22 protein-coding genes and 1 pseudogene are annotated in these 19,726 nt (G+C 40.7%); 4 read left to right on the forward strand and 19 right to left on the reverse strand.

Annotation, left to right across the window (positions count from 1 at the left end):
- Positions 1 to 119: 119 nt before the first annotated feature.
- Complete coding sequence (locus tag QZ105_RS03915; RefSeq protein ID WP_293728548.1) at positions 120 to 1,658, forward strand: Ppx/GppA phosphatase family protein; 1,539 nt, start codon at positions 120 to 122, stop codon at positions 1,656 to 1,658.
- A 136-nt stretch (positions 1,659 to 1,794) separates the two neighbouring features.
- On the opposite strand, the gene QZ105_RS03920 is transcribed toward QZ105_RS03915, so the two are convergent.
- The 6 genes from QZ105_RS03920 to QZ105_RS03945 form a co-directional block, all read right to left on the reverse strand.
- On the reverse strand, positions 1,795 to 2,922 hold the full coding sequence (locus tag QZ105_RS03920) for a M20/M25/M40 family metallo-hydrolase (protein ID WP_293728549.1): 1,128 nt from the start codon (positions 2,920 to 2,922) through the stop codon (positions 1,795 to 1,797).
- A 43-nt stretch (positions 2,923 to 2,965) separates the two neighbouring features.
- A complete protein-coding gene (locus QZ105_RS03925) occupies positions 2,966 to 3,523 on the reverse strand; it encodes a manganese efflux pump MntP family protein (protein ID WP_293728550.1) in 558 nt (185 codons plus the stop codon).
- A 24-nt stretch (positions 3,524 to 3,547) separates the two neighbouring features.
- Positions 3,548 to 4,024 carry a threonine/serine exporter family protein gene (locus QZ105_RS03930; RefSeq protein ID WP_293728551.1) on the reverse strand — a complete coding sequence of 159 codons (477 nt, stop codon included), beginning with the start codon at positions 4,022 to 4,024 and terminating at the stop codon, positions 3,548 to 3,550.
- 49 nt (positions 4,025 to 4,073) lie between these two features.
- Entirely contained in the window at positions 4,074 to 4,871 is a 798-nt protein-coding gene (locus QZ105_RS03935) for a threonine/serine exporter family protein (protein WP_293728552.1), read from the reverse strand.
- Positions 4,864 to 5,562, reverse strand: coding sequence for a uracil-DNA glycosylase (locus QZ105_RS03940; RefSeq protein ID WP_293728553.1), 699 nt, complete (start codon positions 5,560 to 5,562; stop codon positions 4,864 to 4,866). The genes QZ105_RS03935 and QZ105_RS03940 overlap by 8 nt, the downstream gene beginning before the upstream one ends.
- A 66-nt stretch (positions 5,563 to 5,628) precedes the next feature.
- Positions 5,629 to 6,801 carry a DUF4143 domain-containing protein gene (locus QZ105_RS03945; protein ID WP_293728554.1) on the reverse strand — a complete coding sequence of 391 codons (1,173 nt, stop codon included), beginning with the start codon at positions 6,799 to 6,801 and terminating at the stop codon, positions 5,629 to 5,631.
- 159 nt (positions 6,802 to 6,960) lie between these two features.
- Here QZ105_RS03945 and QZ105_RS03950 point away from each other — a divergent pair, with 159 nt between their 5' ends.
- The 3 genes from QZ105_RS03950 (at position 6,961) to QZ105_RS03960 (ending at position 7,906) form a co-directional block, all read left to right on the forward strand.
- Positions 6,961 to 7,242 (forward strand): type II toxin-antitoxin system RelB/DinJ family antitoxin, encoded by a 282-nt coding sequence (locus tag QZ105_RS03950; protein WP_293728555.1) that lies wholly within the window; start codon positions 6,961 to 6,963, stop codon positions 7,240 to 7,242.
- Positions 7,235 to 7,507: a type II toxin-antitoxin system YafQ family toxin gene (locus QZ105_RS03955; RefSeq protein WP_293728556.1), complete on the forward strand. Its 273-nt coding sequence runs from the start codon at positions 7,235 to 7,237 to the stop codon at positions 7,505 to 7,507. Before QZ105_RS03950 ends, QZ105_RS03955 begins: the two co-directional genes overlap by 8 nt.
- A 213-nt stretch (positions 7,508 to 7,720) precedes the next feature.
- Positions 7,721 to 7,906, forward strand: coding sequence for a hypothetical protein (locus tag QZ105_RS03960; protein WP_293728557.1), 186 nt, complete (start codon positions 7,721 to 7,723; stop codon positions 7,904 to 7,906).
- A 130-nt stretch (positions 7,907 to 8,036) separates the two neighbouring features.
- Here the strand turns inward: QZ105_RS03960 and QZ105_RS03965 are convergent, their stop codons facing one another.
- The 13 genes and pseudogenes from QZ105_RS03965 to QZ105_RS10520 form a co-directional block, all read right to left on the reverse strand.
- Positions 8,037 to 8,231 (reverse strand): 4Fe-4S dicluster domain-containing protein, encoded by a 195-nt coding sequence (locus QZ105_RS03965; protein ID WP_293728558.1) that lies wholly within the window; start codon positions 8,229 to 8,231, stop codon positions 8,037 to 8,039.
- Positions 8,232 to 8,247: 16 nt separating this feature from the next.
- Complete coding sequence (locus QZ105_RS03970) at positions 8,248 to 9,267, reverse strand: Coenzyme F420 hydrogenase/dehydrogenase, beta subunit C-terminal domain (protein ID WP_293728559.1); 1,020 nt, start codon at positions 9,265 to 9,267, stop codon at positions 8,248 to 8,250.
- A gap of 11 nt (positions 9,268 to 9,278) precedes the next feature.
- Complete coding sequence (locus QZ105_RS03975) at positions 9,279 to 10,787, reverse strand: oligosaccharide flippase family protein (protein ID WP_293728560.1); 1,509 nt, start codon at positions 10,785 to 10,787, stop codon at positions 9,279 to 9,281.
- Positions 10,788 to 10,807: 20 nt separating this feature from the next.
- On the reverse strand, positions 10,808 to 11,911 hold the full coding sequence (locus QZ105_RS03980) for a polysaccharide pyruvyl transferase family protein (protein WP_293728561.1): 1,104 nt from the start codon (positions 11,909 to 11,911) through the stop codon (positions 10,808 to 10,810).
- Between the two features lie 35 nt (positions 11,912 to 11,946).
- Positions 11,947 to 12,921: a glycosyltransferase gene (locus tag QZ105_RS03985; RefSeq protein ID WP_293728562.1), complete on the reverse strand. Its 975-nt coding sequence runs from the start codon at positions 12,919 to 12,921 to the stop codon at positions 11,947 to 11,949.
- Between the two features lie 63 nt (positions 12,922 to 12,984).
- Positions 12,985 to 13,350, reverse strand: a pseudogene (locus QZ105_RS03990) (capsular polysaccharide biosynthesis protein CapF); the annotation flags it as partial.
- A complete protein-coding gene (locus QZ105_RS03995) occupies positions 13,347 to 14,426 on the reverse strand; it encodes an EpsG family protein (protein WP_293728564.1) in 1,080 nt (359 codons plus the stop codon). The gene QZ105_RS03995 and the pseudogene QZ105_RS03990, both read right to left, overlap by 4 nt.
- Positions 14,423 to 15,286, reverse strand: a complete 864-nt coding sequence (locus tag QZ105_RS04000; protein WP_293728565.1) for a glycosyltransferase family 2 protein — start codon at positions 15,284 to 15,286, stop codon at positions 14,423 to 14,425. Before QZ105_RS04000 ends, QZ105_RS03995 begins: the two co-directional genes overlap by 4 nt.
- A gap of 107 nt (positions 15,287 to 15,393) precedes the next feature.
- Complete coding sequence (locus QZ105_RS04005; protein WP_293728566.1) at positions 15,394 to 16,365, reverse strand: capsular polysaccharide synthesis protein; 972 nt, start codon at positions 16,363 to 16,365, stop codon at positions 15,394 to 15,396.
- Positions 16,362 to 17,447: a glycosyltransferase family 1 protein gene (locus tag QZ105_RS04010; protein WP_293728567.1), complete on the reverse strand. Its 1,086-nt coding sequence runs from the start codon at positions 17,445 to 17,447 to the stop codon at positions 16,362 to 16,364. The genes QZ105_RS04005 and QZ105_RS04010 overlap by 4 nt, the downstream gene beginning before the upstream one ends.
- Complete coding sequence (locus tag QZ105_RS04015; RefSeq protein ID WP_293728568.1) at positions 17,447 to 18,193, reverse strand: WecB/TagA/CpsF family glycosyltransferase; 747 nt, start codon at positions 18,191 to 18,193, stop codon at positions 17,447 to 17,449. The genes QZ105_RS04010 and QZ105_RS04015 overlap by 1 nt, the downstream gene beginning before the upstream one ends.
- Before the next feature lie 32 nt (positions 18,194 to 18,225).
- Complete coding sequence (locus QZ105_RS04020; RefSeq protein WP_293728569.1) at positions 18,226 to 19,611, reverse strand: mannose-1-phosphate guanylyltransferase/mannose-6-phosphate isomerase; 1,386 nt, start codon at positions 19,609 to 19,611, stop codon at positions 18,226 to 18,228.
- 2 nt (positions 19,612 to 19,613) lie between these two features.
- Complete coding sequence (locus QZ105_RS10520; RefSeq protein ID WP_366935978.1) at positions 19,614 to 19,712, reverse strand: hypothetical protein; 99 nt, start codon at positions 19,710 to 19,712, stop codon at positions 19,614 to 19,616.
- Positions 19,713 to 19,726 lie beyond the last annotated feature (14 nt).

Here is a 19,726-nt window from a genome sequence, read left to right on the forward strand (position 1 = left end):
TCCATACAGGAATTTAACATTTTTACACTAAATTTACAAAACAGCGCAGGATTTTCGCCGCCCGTGAGTAATATACTAGGTAGTAAATAACGAGCGTTAATTACTAAGGAGAGAGAAGAATGCAGAGAATTGCGATCATCGATATCGGCTCTAACTCGGCGCGTCTGGTTATCAGCCATATCTACAAAAACGGCGCTTACAATATGGTCTATAACCAAAAGGAAGCGCTGCGCCTGAGCCAAAAGGTGGACGCCGGCAATATGCTGACGGAAGAAGCCTTCAGCTCCACCATTGAAACCCTCAAAAGCTTCGCCCATATGTGCAACATCTATCAAGTGGATAAAACCATCGGCGTAGCCACCGCCGCTATCCGCAACGCCGCCAACGGCAGCCAGCTGGTGGAGCGCGTCGCCGCCGAAACCGGCATTCAGCTGCACATCATCAGCGGCAGCACGGAAGCCTATATCAGCTATCTTGGCGTTATCAACACCCTGGACGTCAAAAACGGCATCATCTTCGACCTGGGCGGCGGCAGTACGGAGCTGATACTGTTCAAGAACCGCCAGATTCTGGAAAGCGTTTCCCTGCCCATGGGCGCGGTCAATACCACGGGGATGTTCAATATCCGCAACGAAATGCCGCCCAATGTGTACAGCGACCTGAACGTTTTCATTATGAGCCGCCTGTCCCAATACCCCTGGCTCAAGCAGAACGGTCTGCACTTAATCGGCGTCGGCGGCACTGCCCGTACCGTAGCGAAAATTATTCAGCGCGCCAAAAAATATCCGGCTACCAAAATTCATAATTACGCCTATTCCGTACAGACCTACCGCAATTTTTTCAATAAGCTGCGCAATACAAATCTGGAACAGCGCAAAAAAATATCCGGCCTCAGCGCCGAACGCAGCGATATTATTTTAGCAGGCAGCAGCATCATCAGCTGCCTTTTAGAAGCCACCGGCGCTAAAAAGCTCATCACCAGCGGCTGCGGCCTGCGCGAAGGCTTGTTTTACGATTATTATTCCCAATCCAACAACGTCCCCCTGATTGCCAAAAATATTTTGGAGCGCAGCCGCGAAAACGTGCTCAAGCTTTACGAAACGGATACGGCTCATGCGCGGCATATAACGCAGCTGGCGCTGGCCATGTTCGACGGCTGGCACGAGCTGCACAAGGTGCGCAAGGGTTACCGCCGCCTGCTGGAAACGGCGGCGCTGCTGCACGATATCGGCATCACGATTAATTTTTACAGCCATGCCCGCCACAGCGCCTATATGATTCAAAACGCCAAGCTTTTCGGCCTGACCCACAAGGAGCAAATCATTACCTCGGCCATCGCCGGCTGGCATAACGGCGTATCGAAAAACTATTTTAAGGACCGTTTTTACAAGGAAATGCTGACGGACAGCAACTGGCGGCTTATCAATAAGCTGGCGCTGCTGCTGGCTCTGGCTGAAAGCCTGGATTATTCGGAAACGAAAATGATTCATGCTATCGAGCCCGGTATCAGTAAAAAATGCGCGCTGCTGCGCATCTACGCAGACGGCATCCCCGGCATCGAAATACATCAGGTAGCTACGCATCTTGCCTGGTTCAAAAAAGTTTTCGGCGTCGAGCTCAAGCTGGAGCTTGTTAAGGATAAGGAAGCAGAACAGTAAAGGCGTTGTCCACTCTTTACCCTAACGCAGCGTTACCGTAAAGAGCATCAGGCCTAAGGGCATACAAAAACGCTTCGACAGTATTTTTTCAAATTCTGTCGAAGCGTTAATTTTTTGCGCTTATACTTTTTCCTTTTTATTTCTCTGCCGCAGCCCGCAGAATGCCGTACACCATCAGCGCGCTGTTGTACAAATCTTCTTCCTTAATATATTCGCCCACCGTATGCACATTGCTCATGCCCGTGCCCAAAATTACGCAGGGCACGCCGTAAGCGTTGATAAAGTTGGCGTCGCTGCCGCCGCCAGTCAAATCTACTACCGACGTAAAGCCGTGAGCCTCGCAGGCCTTTTGCGCCAGTTCCACCACCAGGCTGTCCTTAGCCACCAAAAAGGAGCTGTATTTGTGGTCCACCTGCGCCTCAGCCTTAGCGCCGTATTTTTCTGCGCTGCTTACAATAGTATTGACGATTTCGTCGCGGATAGCCAGCAGCTTTTCGTTATTGCGACTGCGGGCATCGCCTTCGATAGTCACTAAGTCGGGCACTACGTTGGTCGCTACGCCGCCGCCAATGATGCCGATATTCGCGGTGGTTTCCTCGTCGATTCTGCCGTAACGCTTAACGTCGGCCAGCGCCTTAGCCGCTAACATAACGGCGTTGATGCCCTTTTCCGGCTCCAAACCGCCATGAGCAGTCTTGCCGTGAATAGCAATTTTATATTTATACTGACCGGGAGCGCCGATAACAATTTCCCCGGGAGCGCCTTCACCGTCCAAAGCATAGCCTACGTCGGCGCGCAGCCTGCTCTTATCCATGCAGCGGGAGCCGTTGACGCCGCCCTCCTCGGCAATGGTGAACAGCACCTGAATATCGCCGTGCTCTGCGCCGGATTTCTGCAGCAGACGCAGGCCCTCCAGTATGCCCTCCACGCCGGATTTATCGTCGCCGCCTAAAATAGTCGTGCCGTCGCTGTACAGCATGCCGTCCCTCTGCACTACGATCGTGCCGCCGCAGGGCTCCACGCCGTCCATGTGCGCGGACAGCAGCACTCTTACGGCTCCGGGCTTATTGCCGGGCAAAAAGCCCCACAAATTGCCACAGTTACCGCCCAGCTGCTCGCCTGCGCCGTCCTCCTCTACCGTAAAGCCCAAGCCCTCCAGCTTAGCCTTGAGATAATCGAACACCGGGCGCTCCTGCAATGTATGGCAGGGAATAGCGACAATCTCTTTAAATTCAGTCAGCATACGTTCTTTATTTACTTGCATTGTACTCAATCCTCCTCATATCACAAAATCATAATTTATTGCTTTACAACAAGCCGGTATGCTCCAGCACAATCTTTACGCCGATAGCAATCAGCACCAGACCGCCTGTAATATTAGCGTTCTTGCCGACTGCCGCGCCTAAGCGAAAGCCCGCTATGCCGCCGAAGGAAGCTATTACAAAGGTCACCAAACCTATCAGCGTGGACGACAGCCAAATATTGGTGTTTAAAAACGCCAGGCTGATGCCGACGGCCAGAGCGTCGATACTGGTAGCCACGGCCAGCACCGCCATTTCCTTAGTCGTATAGCTTTTTTTCACGCTGCAGGCGTCTTTAGCCTCACGAATCATATTCACGCCCAGATAGCCCAGCAGGATAAAGGCCAGCCAATGGTCGTAGGCCGTAATATAATCGATGAAGGAAATCGCGCTGAAATACCCGATAACCGGCATCAAAAACTGGAACGCGCCAAACCACAGGCCAAAGCGCAGAGCCCCCGTCATGCGGCGGTCCGGACTGAGCACCATGCTGCCACAAATAGAAACGGCAAAGGCGTCCATAGCCAGACTCACAGCCAAAAGCAATAATTCAACAAACCCCATATTTTCTCCTATGATAATATTTAATTATCTTTTTTTCGGCAGCAGCCGCGATAAACGCTGCTGCTCCTTGCTCAGCTTCAGCACGCGGAAGAAGCTGGCCATAAACATCATGCCCAAGGCGATAGCCGCCGCGTCCATACCGGCACGCAGCAAGATATTGACCCCCGCCTCGTAATTATTTTCAATCAGCTTGGCCATGCCGTTATACATACCAAGTCCGGGAACGATGGGAAAAATTCCCGGAATAACAAAGGTCGTCGCCGGATGCTTGAAAATACGCGCCGCCAATTCACTGAGCAGCGATAAAACCACAGTCGCGCACAGATTGGCGTAAAAGGAATCGTATTCCAAATCCTTGCGCATATAAGAAAAGACCACCCAGCCCACAGCGCCGATAAAGCCGCTGATAGCCAGCGTCCGCCGCGGCGCCTGGAACAGCACGGCAAAAGCCGCCGTCGACAAAAACGCAAAAATAAACGCTTCCACATAATTTACCGGCACAGGCAGCGCCTCCTTTGTTCAGCTCTAAAAGCAAGCGCCGTTGCCAGCGTCAATCCTTGGGCCATAAATCCCACCCCCAATGATACCACACGAGCAGGCTGAAGGCCAGACCGATAGCGATGGACGTAGCGAACAGCAGCGCTTCGGCAATACGGCTGTTGCCGCTGATGAGGTCGCCGGCCATGTAATCGCGCAGGCCGTTAGTAAAGGCCACTCCAGGCAGAAAAGGCATCAGCGCGCCTACGATAATATTAGTGCGCGTACACTGCACGCTGACGGCGCAGCACAAAATAGCCAAAAAGCCGATGGCCGCCCCCGCCAGCGTATTTTCCCAAAAAGCGCTGGGACGGTAGCCGCCCAATTGCTTGAGCAGCACCATGGACAGGCCGCCGGTGACGAAGGCCGCGATAAAATCATGGCTGTTGCCGCCAAGCATGCTGGCAAAGGTAGCCGAACAAACGGCAGAAGCCAGACAAATCGCCCACTTGCCGTAGGGCGGCGCGCTATTAAGCAGCTTATCCAGGTAGGCCATGCTGTCCTCATAGCTCAAATGCCAGCGCTGAACATTATAGGAAAATTCGTTGATAGCGCTGACATTGCTTAAATTAGTGCTGCGCGAGCGAATGCGGCACATAATCGTGGAGCTGCCGGAATTTTCATCGCCAATCAGAATAACTGTCGGCGTAACGAAAACGTTAACGTCATGATAACCGTTAATATGGCAAAAACGCACTATGGTATCCTCCACACGGGACGTTTCCGCGCCGCTGCGCAGCAGCACCTTGCCCATATTCAGCGCTACGTTCAGGGTTTGCTCCCGCGTCAGGCATACCGCTGCTTTATCCATGGCCGCCACCGCCAAACAGCTGCTCTGCCGCCGCCTTAAAGCGGTTGGCCCCGCCCATGGATGGATGCGGCACGGCCATGCAATCGATACCATAACGCTCCAACGTAATCGCCGCCTTCTGTCCGATGGCGACAATTTTCATATTGGGAACCAGCTCCAGCAGCATTTTGGCATACTCCACGCCGATATCCAGCTCCGCAGCGGTGGGCGTGCGGTTACTCAGCAGCTTGCCTGCTTTATAAGGATGAAAAGGAAAAATATTCCACAAAATAACGTCGAAGGCAGCCAGCCCGTGGCGGTTCAAAGCGTTCCAAACCACGGTATCCGTAGGCTCGTTGAAGCCCTTCTGCTTTTGAGAATTATTCAGTAAAGAGCTTGCAGAATTGCTGGTACGCCGGTAATCCCATGCGCCCAAAACGCTTTCCGGCGCAATATCGGCATGCTGGCCCAAAAGGATGCGCTCCGAGGTAATGGCCACGCCGCTGAAATGCCCGCCCTGATAGCCCAAGGCTTCGGCAATAAACAAGTAGTGCGCCTGCGTTCGCAGCTCCAAATAACGCCGCAGATTAGCGCGGCGGACGGCAGGAGCCTGCGGGCCAATGTCGCAGCCGGCATCGTAATCACGCCAGGGATTAAAAACCAGCTCGCCCTGATAGCTTTGCAATTTATCAATAAAAGTGTTGATATCCATAATTGCCTCCTGCACATATTATAATATAAAAAGCTGCCGAGCGTAAACCCGGCAGCCAAAATATATCTAGCGCTTAAAATTACTACCAGCCAAAGCAGGAAGAAGCTCCATTCCCACCTGCCACAAGCTTTCGTTCACAGGCGCGCAGCCTCCGCCTAATGTAAAAGCGCAGCTCTTTTGCAAAGCCAATCCCTCGCGGTCGGCATAGGCGCGTATAATTTCCGAGCTTTTCACCAGCTTGCGTCCATAAAATTTATCAAGCGTAATATATATAGGATACAACTTATCCTGCCACACCAGCAGCAAATTAATTTCCTTATTATTAGAATCCTTGTAAAAGCGTATATCCGGCAGCAGCCCCTGCTCTAAAAAGCTTTCGCGAATAATATTCACCGCATAATTCTCTAAAAGATTTTTAAAATATACGCTCTGTACCAGCGCCGTCAAATCATAAAGCTGCAGCAAATATGCCGCTATGCCCGTATCCTTGAAATACAGCTTCGGTGCTTTCACCAGGCGTTTGCCTGCAATATCAGCCACAGGCGGCAGCAAATAAACAATCCCCGCCCCAACCAAAAATTGCAGCCATTGCTTAATCGTAGGCGCAGTAACGCCCACATTGCCCGCCAAAGCGGCATAATTAACTACGCTGCCGCAGGTAGACGCAGACACGCATAAAAAGCGGTAAAACTTCACCTCGTCGCTTACCGTAGTGCGCTCCATGATATTTCGCTGCAAAACGCCGCGCACATAAGCCGCCATATCATCAGCCGCTCCGCTGCGCAGAATAGCCGCCGTAACCTCTGCCTTCTGCGCAATCAAACGCATTTTCTGCAGCCGTTCCTCCGACGGCACAAAAGGCTCCGCATCAACAGCATTACTTACCAGCGGCAGCTCCAAAAATGCAACCCGTTCCTGAGCCGCCTCCGCTAAATAATAATTCTGCGTACAGCTGCCGATAAGCTGCCCCAACGGCTCATCTCCCGCCAGCATATGCGTAAGCAAAAACGGCGCGCACTGCAAATTTGCCAAATGCGCAGGCAAGCCCAAGCTTCTGAGAAAAAGCTGCGGATTCTGCTGCGCCTGCAAACGCAGGTTAGGCAAGGATAAATCAACAAACGTATAATCCTTCGTTAACGCAGCCAGCAGCTCCTCTTGTCCGCTGCCGCCGCAGCGGCATAAAATAACCAATTTATTATTCAGTTGTAATTTGCGGATAGCTTTTTGTAAATTAGTCATGATTCCTTTCTTTTACGCCAGAGGACGGCTCAGGCCGTCCTTTTTATATTTCAACCTTTAATGCAAGTATTTTGTCCAACTTTATCAACCTATAACTTGCGTAATACGTTGACATTACGCATATATCTGCATATAATATTAATTACGGAGGTGCTAATCATGGCTAAAGTAAGTACTAATATAAACCTAGACGCCGACTTAAAAAAATCTGCCCAAAAGTTATTTTCCGATTTAGGAATGGATTTAACTACGGCTGTAACTATATTTTTAAAACAAGCAGTTCTCACACAAAGCTTACCTTTTAAAATTACCCGTAAAAAGCCCAATGCTGAAACTATTGCTGCATTACAAGAATTTAATGAAATAATCGAACATCCTGAAAAATATAAAAGATATTCTTCTTTCAAAGAAGCTATGGAAGATGTTCTAAACGATGCTTAAAATTATACTTTCCAGTAAATTCAAGAAAGACTTAAAGCTCGCTAAAAGCAGAGGCTATAATCTTAGTCTGCTAGAAACCGTAGTTGACGCCTTAGCAGGCCAAAAAGTACTTGATGCCAAATATCGAGACCATGAGCTAAGCGGCAATTACGCCGGTTTTCGGGAGTGCCATATAAAACCGAACTGGCTTCTTATCTACCGAGTTCATGAAGGCGAACTTATATTGTTTTTATCTAGAACCGGTACTCATGCAGATTTATTTTAATAAAAATCTAATGGCGTATTAGGCTAAGGCCGTCCCACCTATCACACGATTATCGCTCTCAACGCCGCAGGCAAACACGGCGACATTACTAGCAATGCCAAAAGTTTTTGCATTATGTCAAAAGCCACAAGGTTACGGATGAATTTACCCAAGAAATATCTTCGGAAATAAGTAAAATCAAAAAGGGGGGATGAGAAAGCGAGGCGAGAATATATGCAGTACGCAATTAAATTATATGATTTGCAAAATGACGCCTATGATAAGGGCTTAAGACGCGGAGCAGAGCAAGAAAAATTAAATATTGCTACTTCAATGAAGTTGTCAGGCAAATTTAGCGACGAAGCTATTGTATTAGCTACTAATCTCACTTTAGAACAAGTCAAGGCCATCAGCGTATAGCCCTACAACTTCATATTGCAACACTAGAGGACGGCGCAGGCCGTCCTTTTTTGTGTTGCATTAGCCTTTCGCTATTATTTTCAGTCTATTTTATGTGCTATCTATCCTGAAGCTGTAAAATAACGCTGCATCACTTAAATGGACAAACCTTTACGCACATATGACATCCTACGCATTTCTTCTTTTCTATAGAAGGATATTTAAATCCCTCCTCATCAATAACCATTGTTATTGCTTCTTTGGGACAAGCAGCATAACAAGCGCTGCAGCCGCAGCACTTTTCTTTAGCATCGTATAAGATAGGTATACTAATTTTCTTATCCATAGCTTAAAATACTCCACTATCTCAATCTTTTTATCTCATTTTGGAATGCAAACAGCAATCCATAATTCAGTTCGAAACTGCGTTTACCCCCCCGCATTACTTTCAGCAATATTCTTTCAACTATTCTCTTAACCCTTGCTTTTATGCTTCCAATCTTATAGGAAGCGTACTTTTTGGCCAGCTCATCAAATTCCATGCTTCTCATATCGTCAAAGAAAACGTCTCTTTCTTTAGGCCTAGCAACCGACTTATATTCTGACGGATTACCTTTCACGCCCTCAGCATAAGAAACTTCTCTGACTTTAAATTCTTGTGCTACATATGCAAAAATTTGACTGCCTTTCTCTGTCCTTACAATCACCAGCGAAGTTCCTTTACCGTCATTCATCGAAGGAGCACATCTGCTAATGCCCCAAAAGTCCGCTATAGTCAAATCAGACAACTTTTCTTTTTTAGCAGCACAATTATAGCAGGAAGGCCGCAAGCAATAATCCCGTAAAAACATCTGCATGTAAGGGTCAACATCCTTAGAAATATATACCTCATTCTCCTTCATACCAAAATCTTCCCAGCTGTCTTCTTTACAACGGAAATTGATGCGTTCCAGCTTACTGCCAAATTTTTTCTCCTGATATTTGGCATATCTGCGCCATAATCTAGGAGAAGGAACGCCATGACAAATTACGTCTACAGTAATCAGGTTTTCATAATTTCTCAACAAAAACTTTTTTAACCCATTTACCTGACAAGCGGTTCCAGAAAAAAGTACCTTTTTCCCGGTCAACAAATCTTTTTTCACACGCTTGAATGTTTCTCCCATTTCAGCTTGCAGATACTTCGAGCCACGCAGCAAAGCCAGTCCCTGTATGTCATCTACTCTTATAAACTCAGCTCCATAACAATCGGAGGTCATAGCAACACCGTAGACTACGCCATTATTAGATAATACCTCCGCTGCCAAAGCAGAAAATACACCGCCAGACGAGCTGGCAAGCCGAATTTCTAAATCGTTATTATAGCAAGCATAAACCTTCATTATATTCCCTTTCAAATACGTTTCAAACGTACACTAACCTGTTTCAATAATTCTTTTTCATAATCGTTAAACGCAAATCTAATCATAACCAAAGCATACGAAATAGTGAAAACCAAGCCATAAATTATCAGCTGACCCCAAGAATGTATATCGCCTAAAATATTTATAACAAGCCCTATAATCAACATAATAGCTACAACAGGCATGAATCTACACATTTCCTTGAAAAAAGCTTTTATGTCTAAGTGAATGACCTTACTATAAAAATAATTCGATACTAACGTACTGGAAATAAAAGTAGCCACGCAAGTTCCTAACGCACACCCTATTTCTCCATATATTTTGGTCAATGGTATAGATATAACAACATTGATTACTGCAAGCAACATATGCAATACTGTACGCATTTGATGTTTATTGTAAGCTCTCAAGATTTCTATCCCCACATTCTGCATAAGAGCAATTACAATAGGAGTCATTAAAAGCAAACCAATAATATATGCATTATCATATCCTTGCCCTGCCCACAATTTAATAAACGGCCTGCCAAACACAACAAACCCTAACCAAATGAAGAACACTATATAAAATTGCAATCTGCCAACTTTAATCATCAAGTCTGTTAATTTACGCGATGCATCATTTTCATATACATAATTATAAATTTGCGGAGTAAATACTCCTGAAATAGCCGTTGAAAAAACCATAAAGACATTAGTAAACTGCATTCCAATGGTATAAGTAGCTACCGCCACACTGCCTACTATATTAGCCAATACTATTTTCCCTGCTTGCCAGTTAAGCTGATCCACAACCGACCATAAGAAAATAAAGACAGAAAAGCCAAATATTTCCTTTAATACAGACCAATCCAAATCACGAAAGGCAAAACCTATTCTTAACTGGCGCTTGCAGTAATAAATATTTAAAAACAACGAAATAAGCGTCATCAAGAGCAGTACATAGCTCATTCCCTGCGAACCATAGCCAAGCAACAAAACAGGTAACGAAACTAATGGATTTCCTAAATTTTTTAAAATAGCAAGCCCTTTGGCAAAGATAAATTTTTCATGTGCAACAATAATCGACGTAAAAGCGTTATTAGGCATCATAGCGGCCATATTCAAAGTCATAATCGCCATGAGAATTTTAGTTAGACGAATCTCGCTTTCCGTAAATGTTTTATCAACTATCAATTCTATATTCTGTACAATGCTATAGCCGCCGATGCAAATAAACACAGCTATAACTATGAACACTATTAAATAAATAGCGTTAAGCTTTTTAATACTAAGGAATTCACTTTGCACTTTATATTTAGAATAGAATTTAAGATATGAGCCGCTAAAGCCAAAATTAAGCAAACCTAAATAAGCAACTACAGATTCACTAAGACTGTATACACCATATTCTGCCTGTCCCAAAATACGCAGCATGATAGGCGTATAGATAAACTGTATGCCTATTACTAAAACGATATTCACATAAGATAAAAAAGCGCCTATTTTGCGTTGATTCATCACTAAATCACCAAAAATCTTTATGCTTTTAATGCTTCTTTGAGAAAGGCTAAAGAGCGTTTCCTTTCTATCCGCTGAATATCTTTTACATGCTTAAAATCCATATTCAGCAATTTGGTAAAGTCAATATTCTCGTTTTCGAAACCAACGTACCTTTCTTGATAGCCAAATAATTTCATCAATGTATCTAACCTAGAAGTCATGTCAGCAACCCCCTTTTGCTGCCTACTTACCACAACAAAAGGAGTATTAAATAATATAGAGAAAACGCATGCATGAAATGAATCAGTACATACCAATTCAGCATTATCGATAAGATACAAAAACTCCTCTACTCTGGAAACATATAAATCCAAACATTCCTTATCCATAAGGTTATATATTTTTAAATCATATTCTTTAGCCAGCTTCTTTATCATTGGCGGCACATTTCCTAAGAAATATGTCAGAATATATTTTTCTCCTCTATACCACTCCGGCTGCATTTTTAGCGCCCGCCATTCTTCTGCATAAATTAATAGCGTAGGGTCTACTAACACAGGCACTTCGCGCCCAGTCAACTTTTTAACTATTTCCGCTCCCGCTTGTTCACGAACGGAAATATAAGGGATTCCATCTAAACCTCTCTTGAAAAGATCATTATACTTGCAAGGCAATTCACTAATACCAAAGCTTGCCGCATAAGCTATACGTTTATTTTCATCTGCGAATTTTAAAAAATAAGCATTAGAGTATTCATCAATATTACGCCAAAACAACGGGTTCCATACCTGGTCGCTGCCAACGATGAAATAGTCACATGAAGCATTCAAATTACAATCAAACAATTCATCATAATCCATCATTATCTTACTATATGTAAATTTGCTTATATTAAACTCTCTTATGGCATCGTACCTTACTGCCCTTTCAACATCCTCTTTTCTTCCATTCCAATTGATAATATACTTTATCAAACTTTTTATAGAATATACTTTTTGTGATTTAAAATGCCAATATTCTTTTACCCACCACGAAGATTTACATAAGCCAAAATGCTTAGATAAAAAACAATCAAGTGCATAATTTTGCAAACGATTGCCGTAGTTATTATTATCACATATACTAAATACTTTTATTTTCACAAACTACACTCCTTGTTTATTTTCTACCTAAGATATCATTTTAATTTAGTACCCAAGAATTTACTAAATATGACATCATATAATTTCAACACAATCCATAAACAGTCAAATTCAATAAATAACAATTCTAATCTTTCAATAAAGCCAAAACCAGAAGAAAACATAAACAAAGAAAAATTCGATTTTATTTTTTCTCTTCCTATACCGTAATAATATTTATAATTTGTTTCTTTATTTCTCAAACAGCTAACGCAAAATGAAAAATATTTCTTAAAAAAATCCAAAGGATATGGATTTAAATTTTTACTATTCATCCAATTGTAACGATCTTCTGCAATAACAGCACCTATATATATCTGTTCCAAAGTAGCCTTTTTACTGATTCCTAAATCATTAATTCTATGGTAGTATAAATTTTTATTAATATAGAATATCTTTTCAGCTCTATAAAACAGTTTATGCATCAAAGCATAATCTTCCATTAATTGAATATTGGTTGAGAATTTTAGATTTTTATATAAATCTCTTTTGAATACTTTATCCCAAAGGTAACTATGTATTCTATTATCAAAGCATAACTCTTTGTACACCTCTGTCTTTGATAAATCCCTCGCTTTTCCACCATAGCTTATGTATTTAAATTCATTATTATAAAAATTAGTATGATCAAATAACACAATATCAACATTTGAGCTCACTATGTTTTTTATAATTCTATACCAATCTTGTGATATATAGTCGTCTGGATCTATCCAAGCAATATAATTGCCATTAGCATATTTTAATCCAGTATTTCTAGCACTACTTACTCCATTATTAGCTTTATGAATGTTTTTTATTTGTGAATATCGCTCTGCATAATAATCGCATATAGCACCGCTATTATCACTACTACCATCATCAACTAATATAATTTCTATATCTTCATCCATTTGGCTAATTATGCTATCCAAACATTCTCTTAAATATTTGTCAACATTATATACCGGCATAATTACGCTAATTAACATAGAGCACTCCCCTAAAAAGTTATTTTAATTCTTCGTAAATACAATACTAATACAAAAAGCTTATTACCCAGTCAATTCCTCAGCAAATGTATCTGGCCTTTCAGAATCCAACAATTCGTTAGCCCATATCACAGTCACAAGATTTTCTGTTTTGGACAAATTAATAATATTATGTGTCCAACCAGGAATCATATGTACGGCTTGAATCTTATCGCCGCTAACCTCAAATTCTATAACTTCGTCAGTTCCTATTTTTCGTTCCTGTATCAAACCATGCCCAGCAACTACAATAAATAACTCCCATTTGCTATTATGCCAATGCTGTCCCTTAGTTATACCAGGCTTAGAAATATTTACGCTCACCTGCCCATGCTCAATCGTTTTCAAAAGCTCCGTAAACGAGCCCCTGGAATCACAATTCATTTTTATTTGAACAATATTGATCTATATGGTACAAGTGTTGCACTATCTATTAGATACGAAATAAACGTCCAAAAATCACAGAATGCTATACACATCAAACATATCGTAAACACCCAATCTTTTTTTCTTTTACCGAACAATTTGTTAATAGAAAGAGCATCGTTCAATATAAACCCTTCAAATATATAGAATGTTGCTGGTATTCTAAATGCGATGGTATCGAGACCCCAAAACAATAAATTCAATATGGAACCAGCAAAATATAAATTATAATAAAGTTTGTTCTTCTCAATATCCGAAAGAAAATATAAACACACTCCAGGGATAATAACTCTAGCAAGAGAAAAGTAATCCATTTCCTGTATTTTATCTCCAGAATTTATTATGTACTGAGCACCATGAATCAAGTTATTTGTCGAGCTAAGAACATAAGGTATGTATCTTTCCAACGGTGCAATAACTGTATCAAATAAAAACAATCTAAATATCACACATAAAAAATATATAAATACTATTTGCTTAACCTTGAAATTTCTATTTCTTAAAAGCAGCGCAAACAACGCACATATTGAAGCCGAATGAAACAAAAGCCCTATGCCAAGATAAGTAAAATACTTTTTAAGGTCATCATTCTTTAAACTATAAATCGCAACGATTACAAAAGTCATTGCAATACCTTGTCTGATAGCATTTAATTCAAAAAGAGTATAAAATCTAAGATAGTAACACAAAAGAATCACGAATGGATATTTTAACTTAGAAAAAATTCTTCCTTTTATGCCGATAGAGATAATAGCTACTATTACACAATATATTCCATATTCTTTTGTAAACAAGCGAATAATTGCATTGAAGGATCTAAACCCCAACTCCAAAGATGTAACTAGTGTTTTTTCATTAAAAACATAATAATAATGCCAATAATCTGTTTCAAGGCCATATCGTAATCCTGCAACAAGAATTAAAGTTGCAACAACAGCCCAATACAAGAAGATTTTTTGACTATATTTTATGTTTATCTGAAACAACTCTAGTAATGAAAAGATTATTAAAAATCCTAAAATCAATAAATATATCGTCATTTCTTGTTTTCTATCCTGTCTTTATCGTAAATTTTATAGCCTTGAATAAATCTACTCAAAATAATGTCAGCATTTTTTCGCTTCATAAGTCTCTTAACCAAATTCTTTATAATTTGTTCACTTAGTGAAAATAAAACTTCTATATTCCCAGCTATTAATTGTTTTTTATACATAGCACCAATTCCAAATGGATAGTTTTGTGCCTTCTTATTCTCGGCATCTTCATCTACTGCTATAATCGCATTTTCGTGGGGATGAACAACCTTGACATCAGACCAATAAAATACTTCGTAATTTTGTATCTTAGCCCTTAGCAAAAAATCTGTCTCTTCTCCTGCTCCATATTTAGCTCCAACGCCAAAATTCTCATCAAATCCGCCAATTGTCTCATATACAATTTTAGGAAAGGATATTGCCGGTGATGGACACCACCTAATAATCTGCCTAGTTGACAATCTCTTTCCTTCTTGAACTTTAGAATAATCAATGAAGTCTTTTTTATTTACTCCATCCCAAATATACCCAGAAATAATGGAATTTGGATTAATGTCAAAATGCTTTTTTAATGTAGATAAATAGTTTTTTGAATAATAGGCGTCATCATCGGTTAAACAAATATAATCGCCTGTAGCGCATTCCAGTGCATAATTTCGTGCCTTCGAAAGACCACGGAAGCTAACTCTATTATATTTAATGCGCTTTGAAGCAACTTTTTTAGCTAAGTCCTCTGTTTTATCATCACCACTTTGATCTACAATGATTATTTCAAAATTTTTATAGTCCTGTGCAAGAAGCGATTCAAGGCAATACTCTAATTCGTTTGATCTATTTAAAGTGCCAATGATAAATGAAAATTTCATGTTTTATTTAACTCCTTCTTACTAATTAGAGAACTAAAAGACCCCTAAAAGTATTCCTTGAATAATTTAGTTTGTTTTAGTAAATACTAAATTTAAACAAAACGAGATTATTTTTTTAATAGTCTACCTATAAATGTTAACTCTCCATCTTTTGTCGTTTCGTAATTCCTTTTATAAGTAAGCTTATGGATATAAGTATTGCCCATAAAATCTCTAAATTCTTTCTCACTACAAACCTTGTTTGCAATTGTTCCTAGAAAATCAAAAACCCCTAAATTGTTTATAGGTACTTCATCCATAATCTTTTTTATGTCTTCGTATTCTTCATAGGCGATTGCCATAATGCAATCGGTAAGAAGGTATCCAATTAAAGTATCTTCTTCTTTCCAATATCTATCATATACATCACACACAAAATTCATCAATTTACTTTTAGCATGAACTGCTACAAAACTTATAGACCATATGTCCTTAGAAACAACCCATTTTCTTTTGTTTCCATGGCAAATAGAATAAAAACAATAATTTGAAATCTTTGTGTCCAGATCATCTGTAAAATAATATGTACTATCCAGCCAAATTCCACCATATTCTTTAAGAATATTTACTCTAATAAGATCAGAAAACTCCGCCCTACTAATTTTTCCTTCTATGTATTTTTTTATTATAAAATCTTTAAGTACAACATATTCACTTAAATTTTCATCAGACAACAAAACTATTTTTCTATTAAGGCAATGTTTTTTTATGCTATTTATTGTATTCTCTACCGGAAATGGCAAATTATCAAATCCTTGTCCCCAATAAATCCATACAAACGAGTCATTTCCTATAGGTTCATTTGTTCCTTGAATATTTTTATATTTATTAATAATATCTTTACATTTTATTCTCATGTATTGTTTACACTCACCATATCTTTTCTTATGTGCTATTGCATTCAATTTATCATTTTTTAAACGTTGCGCTATACCATCAATCAATGTCCAAAATCCCAGTTTAAAACTGTAATGGAAGAAATATGAATATAATAATTTGATATTAGAAATTTCTTTTTGTAGTTTGTATTTATTCATCATTTATTAATTATCCTTAGTAACAAATTATCCGCCTGTGTTGACCATTTGAACGCACTCAAGCGGGCATTGTCAATACCTATACCCTTTGCTATCTGCTTTTTGCTCCTAACCTTTTCTATTAATGCCATAAGATCCCCTGATTTAAAATACATTGCCATATGACCAAGTATCTCTGGCATGGAGGCAGCATCTGAAGATATCACTGGTATGCCACATGCTAATGCTTCAAGCGGAGGAATACCAAAGCCTTCATACGAAGAAGGAAAAACAAACACTTTTGCTAATTTATATACGGCAGGAAGATCTTCATCGTCAACAAATCCGGTAAAATGAACATGCTGCAAAAATTTTTCTGAATAGCCATTCAGAAAATCTTCTATCTTCCAACCTCTTCTACCAGCAAGTACTATTTCTTCAGTTATACCTTCGTCAAAAAGTGAAGCATATGCATCTAATAGGAGTCTAAGATTTTTTCTTGGTTCCAATGTAGATAGACACAATACATAATTTTCTGGCAAGTTATATTTTTCTTTTATATTATTCTTATCATTTTCGCTCAACCTATCTCTATTGAACTGATTAGAAATACCATTATAGACAACACATACATTTTCTGGTTTTACACGAAGAATAGAGCATATTCTACTTTTTGAAAACTCCGATACAGTGATAATCTTCTTATTGCAAAGAGAGGCTTTCCAATACATGATTTTAAAGTACCAAATTATATATTTTTTATTGCTACCAGGGCAATCCCAACAGCTTAAATCATGGATGGTATTATACGCGTTCTTGCTAAAGAAGAAAAAGGGCGCCGGAAACGCTGGAAAAAAATATCTATCTGCCTTAATTCCTGCTAACTTAAAAGGCAATATAACTTGATTGAATATCAGCTTATTGCCACCTTTGATGACAACTTTCTCTACTTCACAACCTTTAAACTCTTTGTGTACAGAATTCTTAAACAAAAGAATCCATCGATGTTCTTTATGTTTTACAAGTTCTTTTGTTATAGATAAAGCAAATCTTTCAATACCGGAAAAATTATCCGCCAAAGAAGTCAAATCTACACATATGCGCATTATTTTGACCTCCTATACTTAATCGCCAATTCAAATATCTTCAAATCATCTACCAAATACCGTTTTAGCATTCTCTTGGGATCCTGTGTAATTCTGAACAGCCACTCTAATCCATGATCAGACATCCACTTCGGAGCCCTCTTAACATTCCCTGCCTCAAAATCTAAACTAGCTCCCAACCCCAACGAAATTGGTACTCTCAGCTCTTTGCAGTGATAGTACATGAATTTTTCCTGCTTTGGGCAACCTAAGCCAATAATAAGAATATGCGGTTTTGCCTTCTTGATCATTACCTTAATTTTCTCCATCTCAGCCGAATTATTTTCAAATCCAAGTGGTGGAGAATATGTATCCACCACTTGCAAGCCTTTATATTTTTCCATTAATTTACTAGCAGCTCTAGCTGCAACACCTTCTTCCGCACCCAAGAAGAACATCTTATAGCCTTTTTGGGCCGCCATTTCACACAAAAAAGGAAAAAGATCAGATCCGGAAATTTTCTCTTTAATTGGAGTTCCATACCATTTTGCAATCCACAAAAGTGGTTTTCCGTCCGTTAAAATCAATGCTGCATTCGCATAGACATCCTGCAATTCTCTATTGGTTTCAAGCTGGACAATGTGGTCGACATTTGGTGTAACAACATAAGAATTATTGTTCTTCTTTATCAATGCATCAATAGCATCTAAAGCTTCATCCATAGTTAGATTATCAACTTCAGTATTCATAAACTTTAGTCTTGCCACAACTTTTGTCCTCCACACAATCTAGTCCGCATTTACCTTCCATATACATCGTCAAATCTAACTATATCGTCTTCGCCTAAATACTTACCGTTCTGTACCTCAATGATAGAAAGAGGTATCCTTCCGGGATTTTCCAACCTGTGCTTAACGGCAATAGGTATATAGGTGCTTTCGTTTTCTTTAAAAACTACTACCTTATCATCCAAGGTCAGCTTGCCCGTACCGCTTATCACCGTCCAATGCTCGCTGCGATGGTAATGCATTTGCAGGCTCAGCTTAGCCCCCGGCTTAACGGTTATCTTTTTTACCTTAAAGCCGTCGCCTTCCGCTAAAATCGTATAGCTTCCCCAAGGACGGTACATCGTCACATTTTCATTAATTTCCTTGCGGTTCTGCTCCTTAAGCTTTTCCACAACCTTTTTTACATCCTGGCTTTTCCCCTTTTCACTAATCAAAAGTACGTCAGGAGTATCGACTACTATCAAATCATTTACGCCAATAGCGCTGACCAATCTATCGCTGCCTAAAATCATATTGTTCTGGGAATCTGCAGTAATAACGTCGCCGCTGATAATGTTGCCGTCAACTGCTGGCAACACCTCGTCAATAGCGTCAAAGCTGCCAACATCGTTCCAATTCACTGACTGCATAGGCACAACTACGATATTATTACTCTTTTCCGCCACAGCATAATCGATGGATATATTAGGCATATCGGCAAAATTATCTAAAGCGTTTTGATAGCCCTGCAAGCTAACTGCAAAAATATCCGGCGCATATTCTGCCAAGGCTTGCGTCATAGTCTGTGCAGTAAAGGCAAACATGCCTGCATTCCAATAATATTTGCCACTGGCTAAATATGCTTTAGCCGTTTCTAAATCAGGCTTTTCCTTAAAGCCTTCTACCTTATAACCGTCTAACGTCTTTTCTTTTCCGGCATGAATATAACCGTAGCCCGTTTCCGGCTTAGTAGGCACAACACCCAGTGTAACAATATTATTTGTCTGACGGCAAATCGCATCAGCCGCCAAAACAATCTTTTGAAATTCTCCTACAGGGCTTATTACATGGTCTGCCGGGCTGACAAAAAGGCTTTCATCAGCGCCGCATTGCATAACATCCTGACAGCAGGCAACTGCTAAAGCAATAGCAGGCGCAGTATTACGAGCTACTGGTTCAGTAATAATATGCGCCTTTTCCGCGCCTATTTCTTGCAAATCAGACTGTACATGAAAAATATAATCTTTATTAGTTACAACCAGAATATCTTCCGCTTGTACCAAACCCTTAAATCGTTCTATGGTTTGCTGCAATAACGATTTATTACCAGCTATCTTTAAAAATTGCTTGGGATAGCAGGAACGGGACAGCGGAAACAATCTTGTACCACTGCCGCCTGCAAGAATTATCAGTTTCATACTCACTTCGCGCCCTTTCTCATCAGCACCACGCCTACTGTCTGCCACAGCAGCTTCATGTCCATCCACAGCGTCCTGTTCTTCACATACCAGCAGTCCATAAGCAGCCTGCTTT

The sequence above is a fragment of the uncultured Phascolarctobacterium sp. genome (assembly GCF_905212365.1).
Taxonomy (GTDB): domain Bacteria; phylum Bacillota; class Negativicutes; order Acidaminococcales; family Acidaminococcaceae; genus Phascolarctobacterium_A.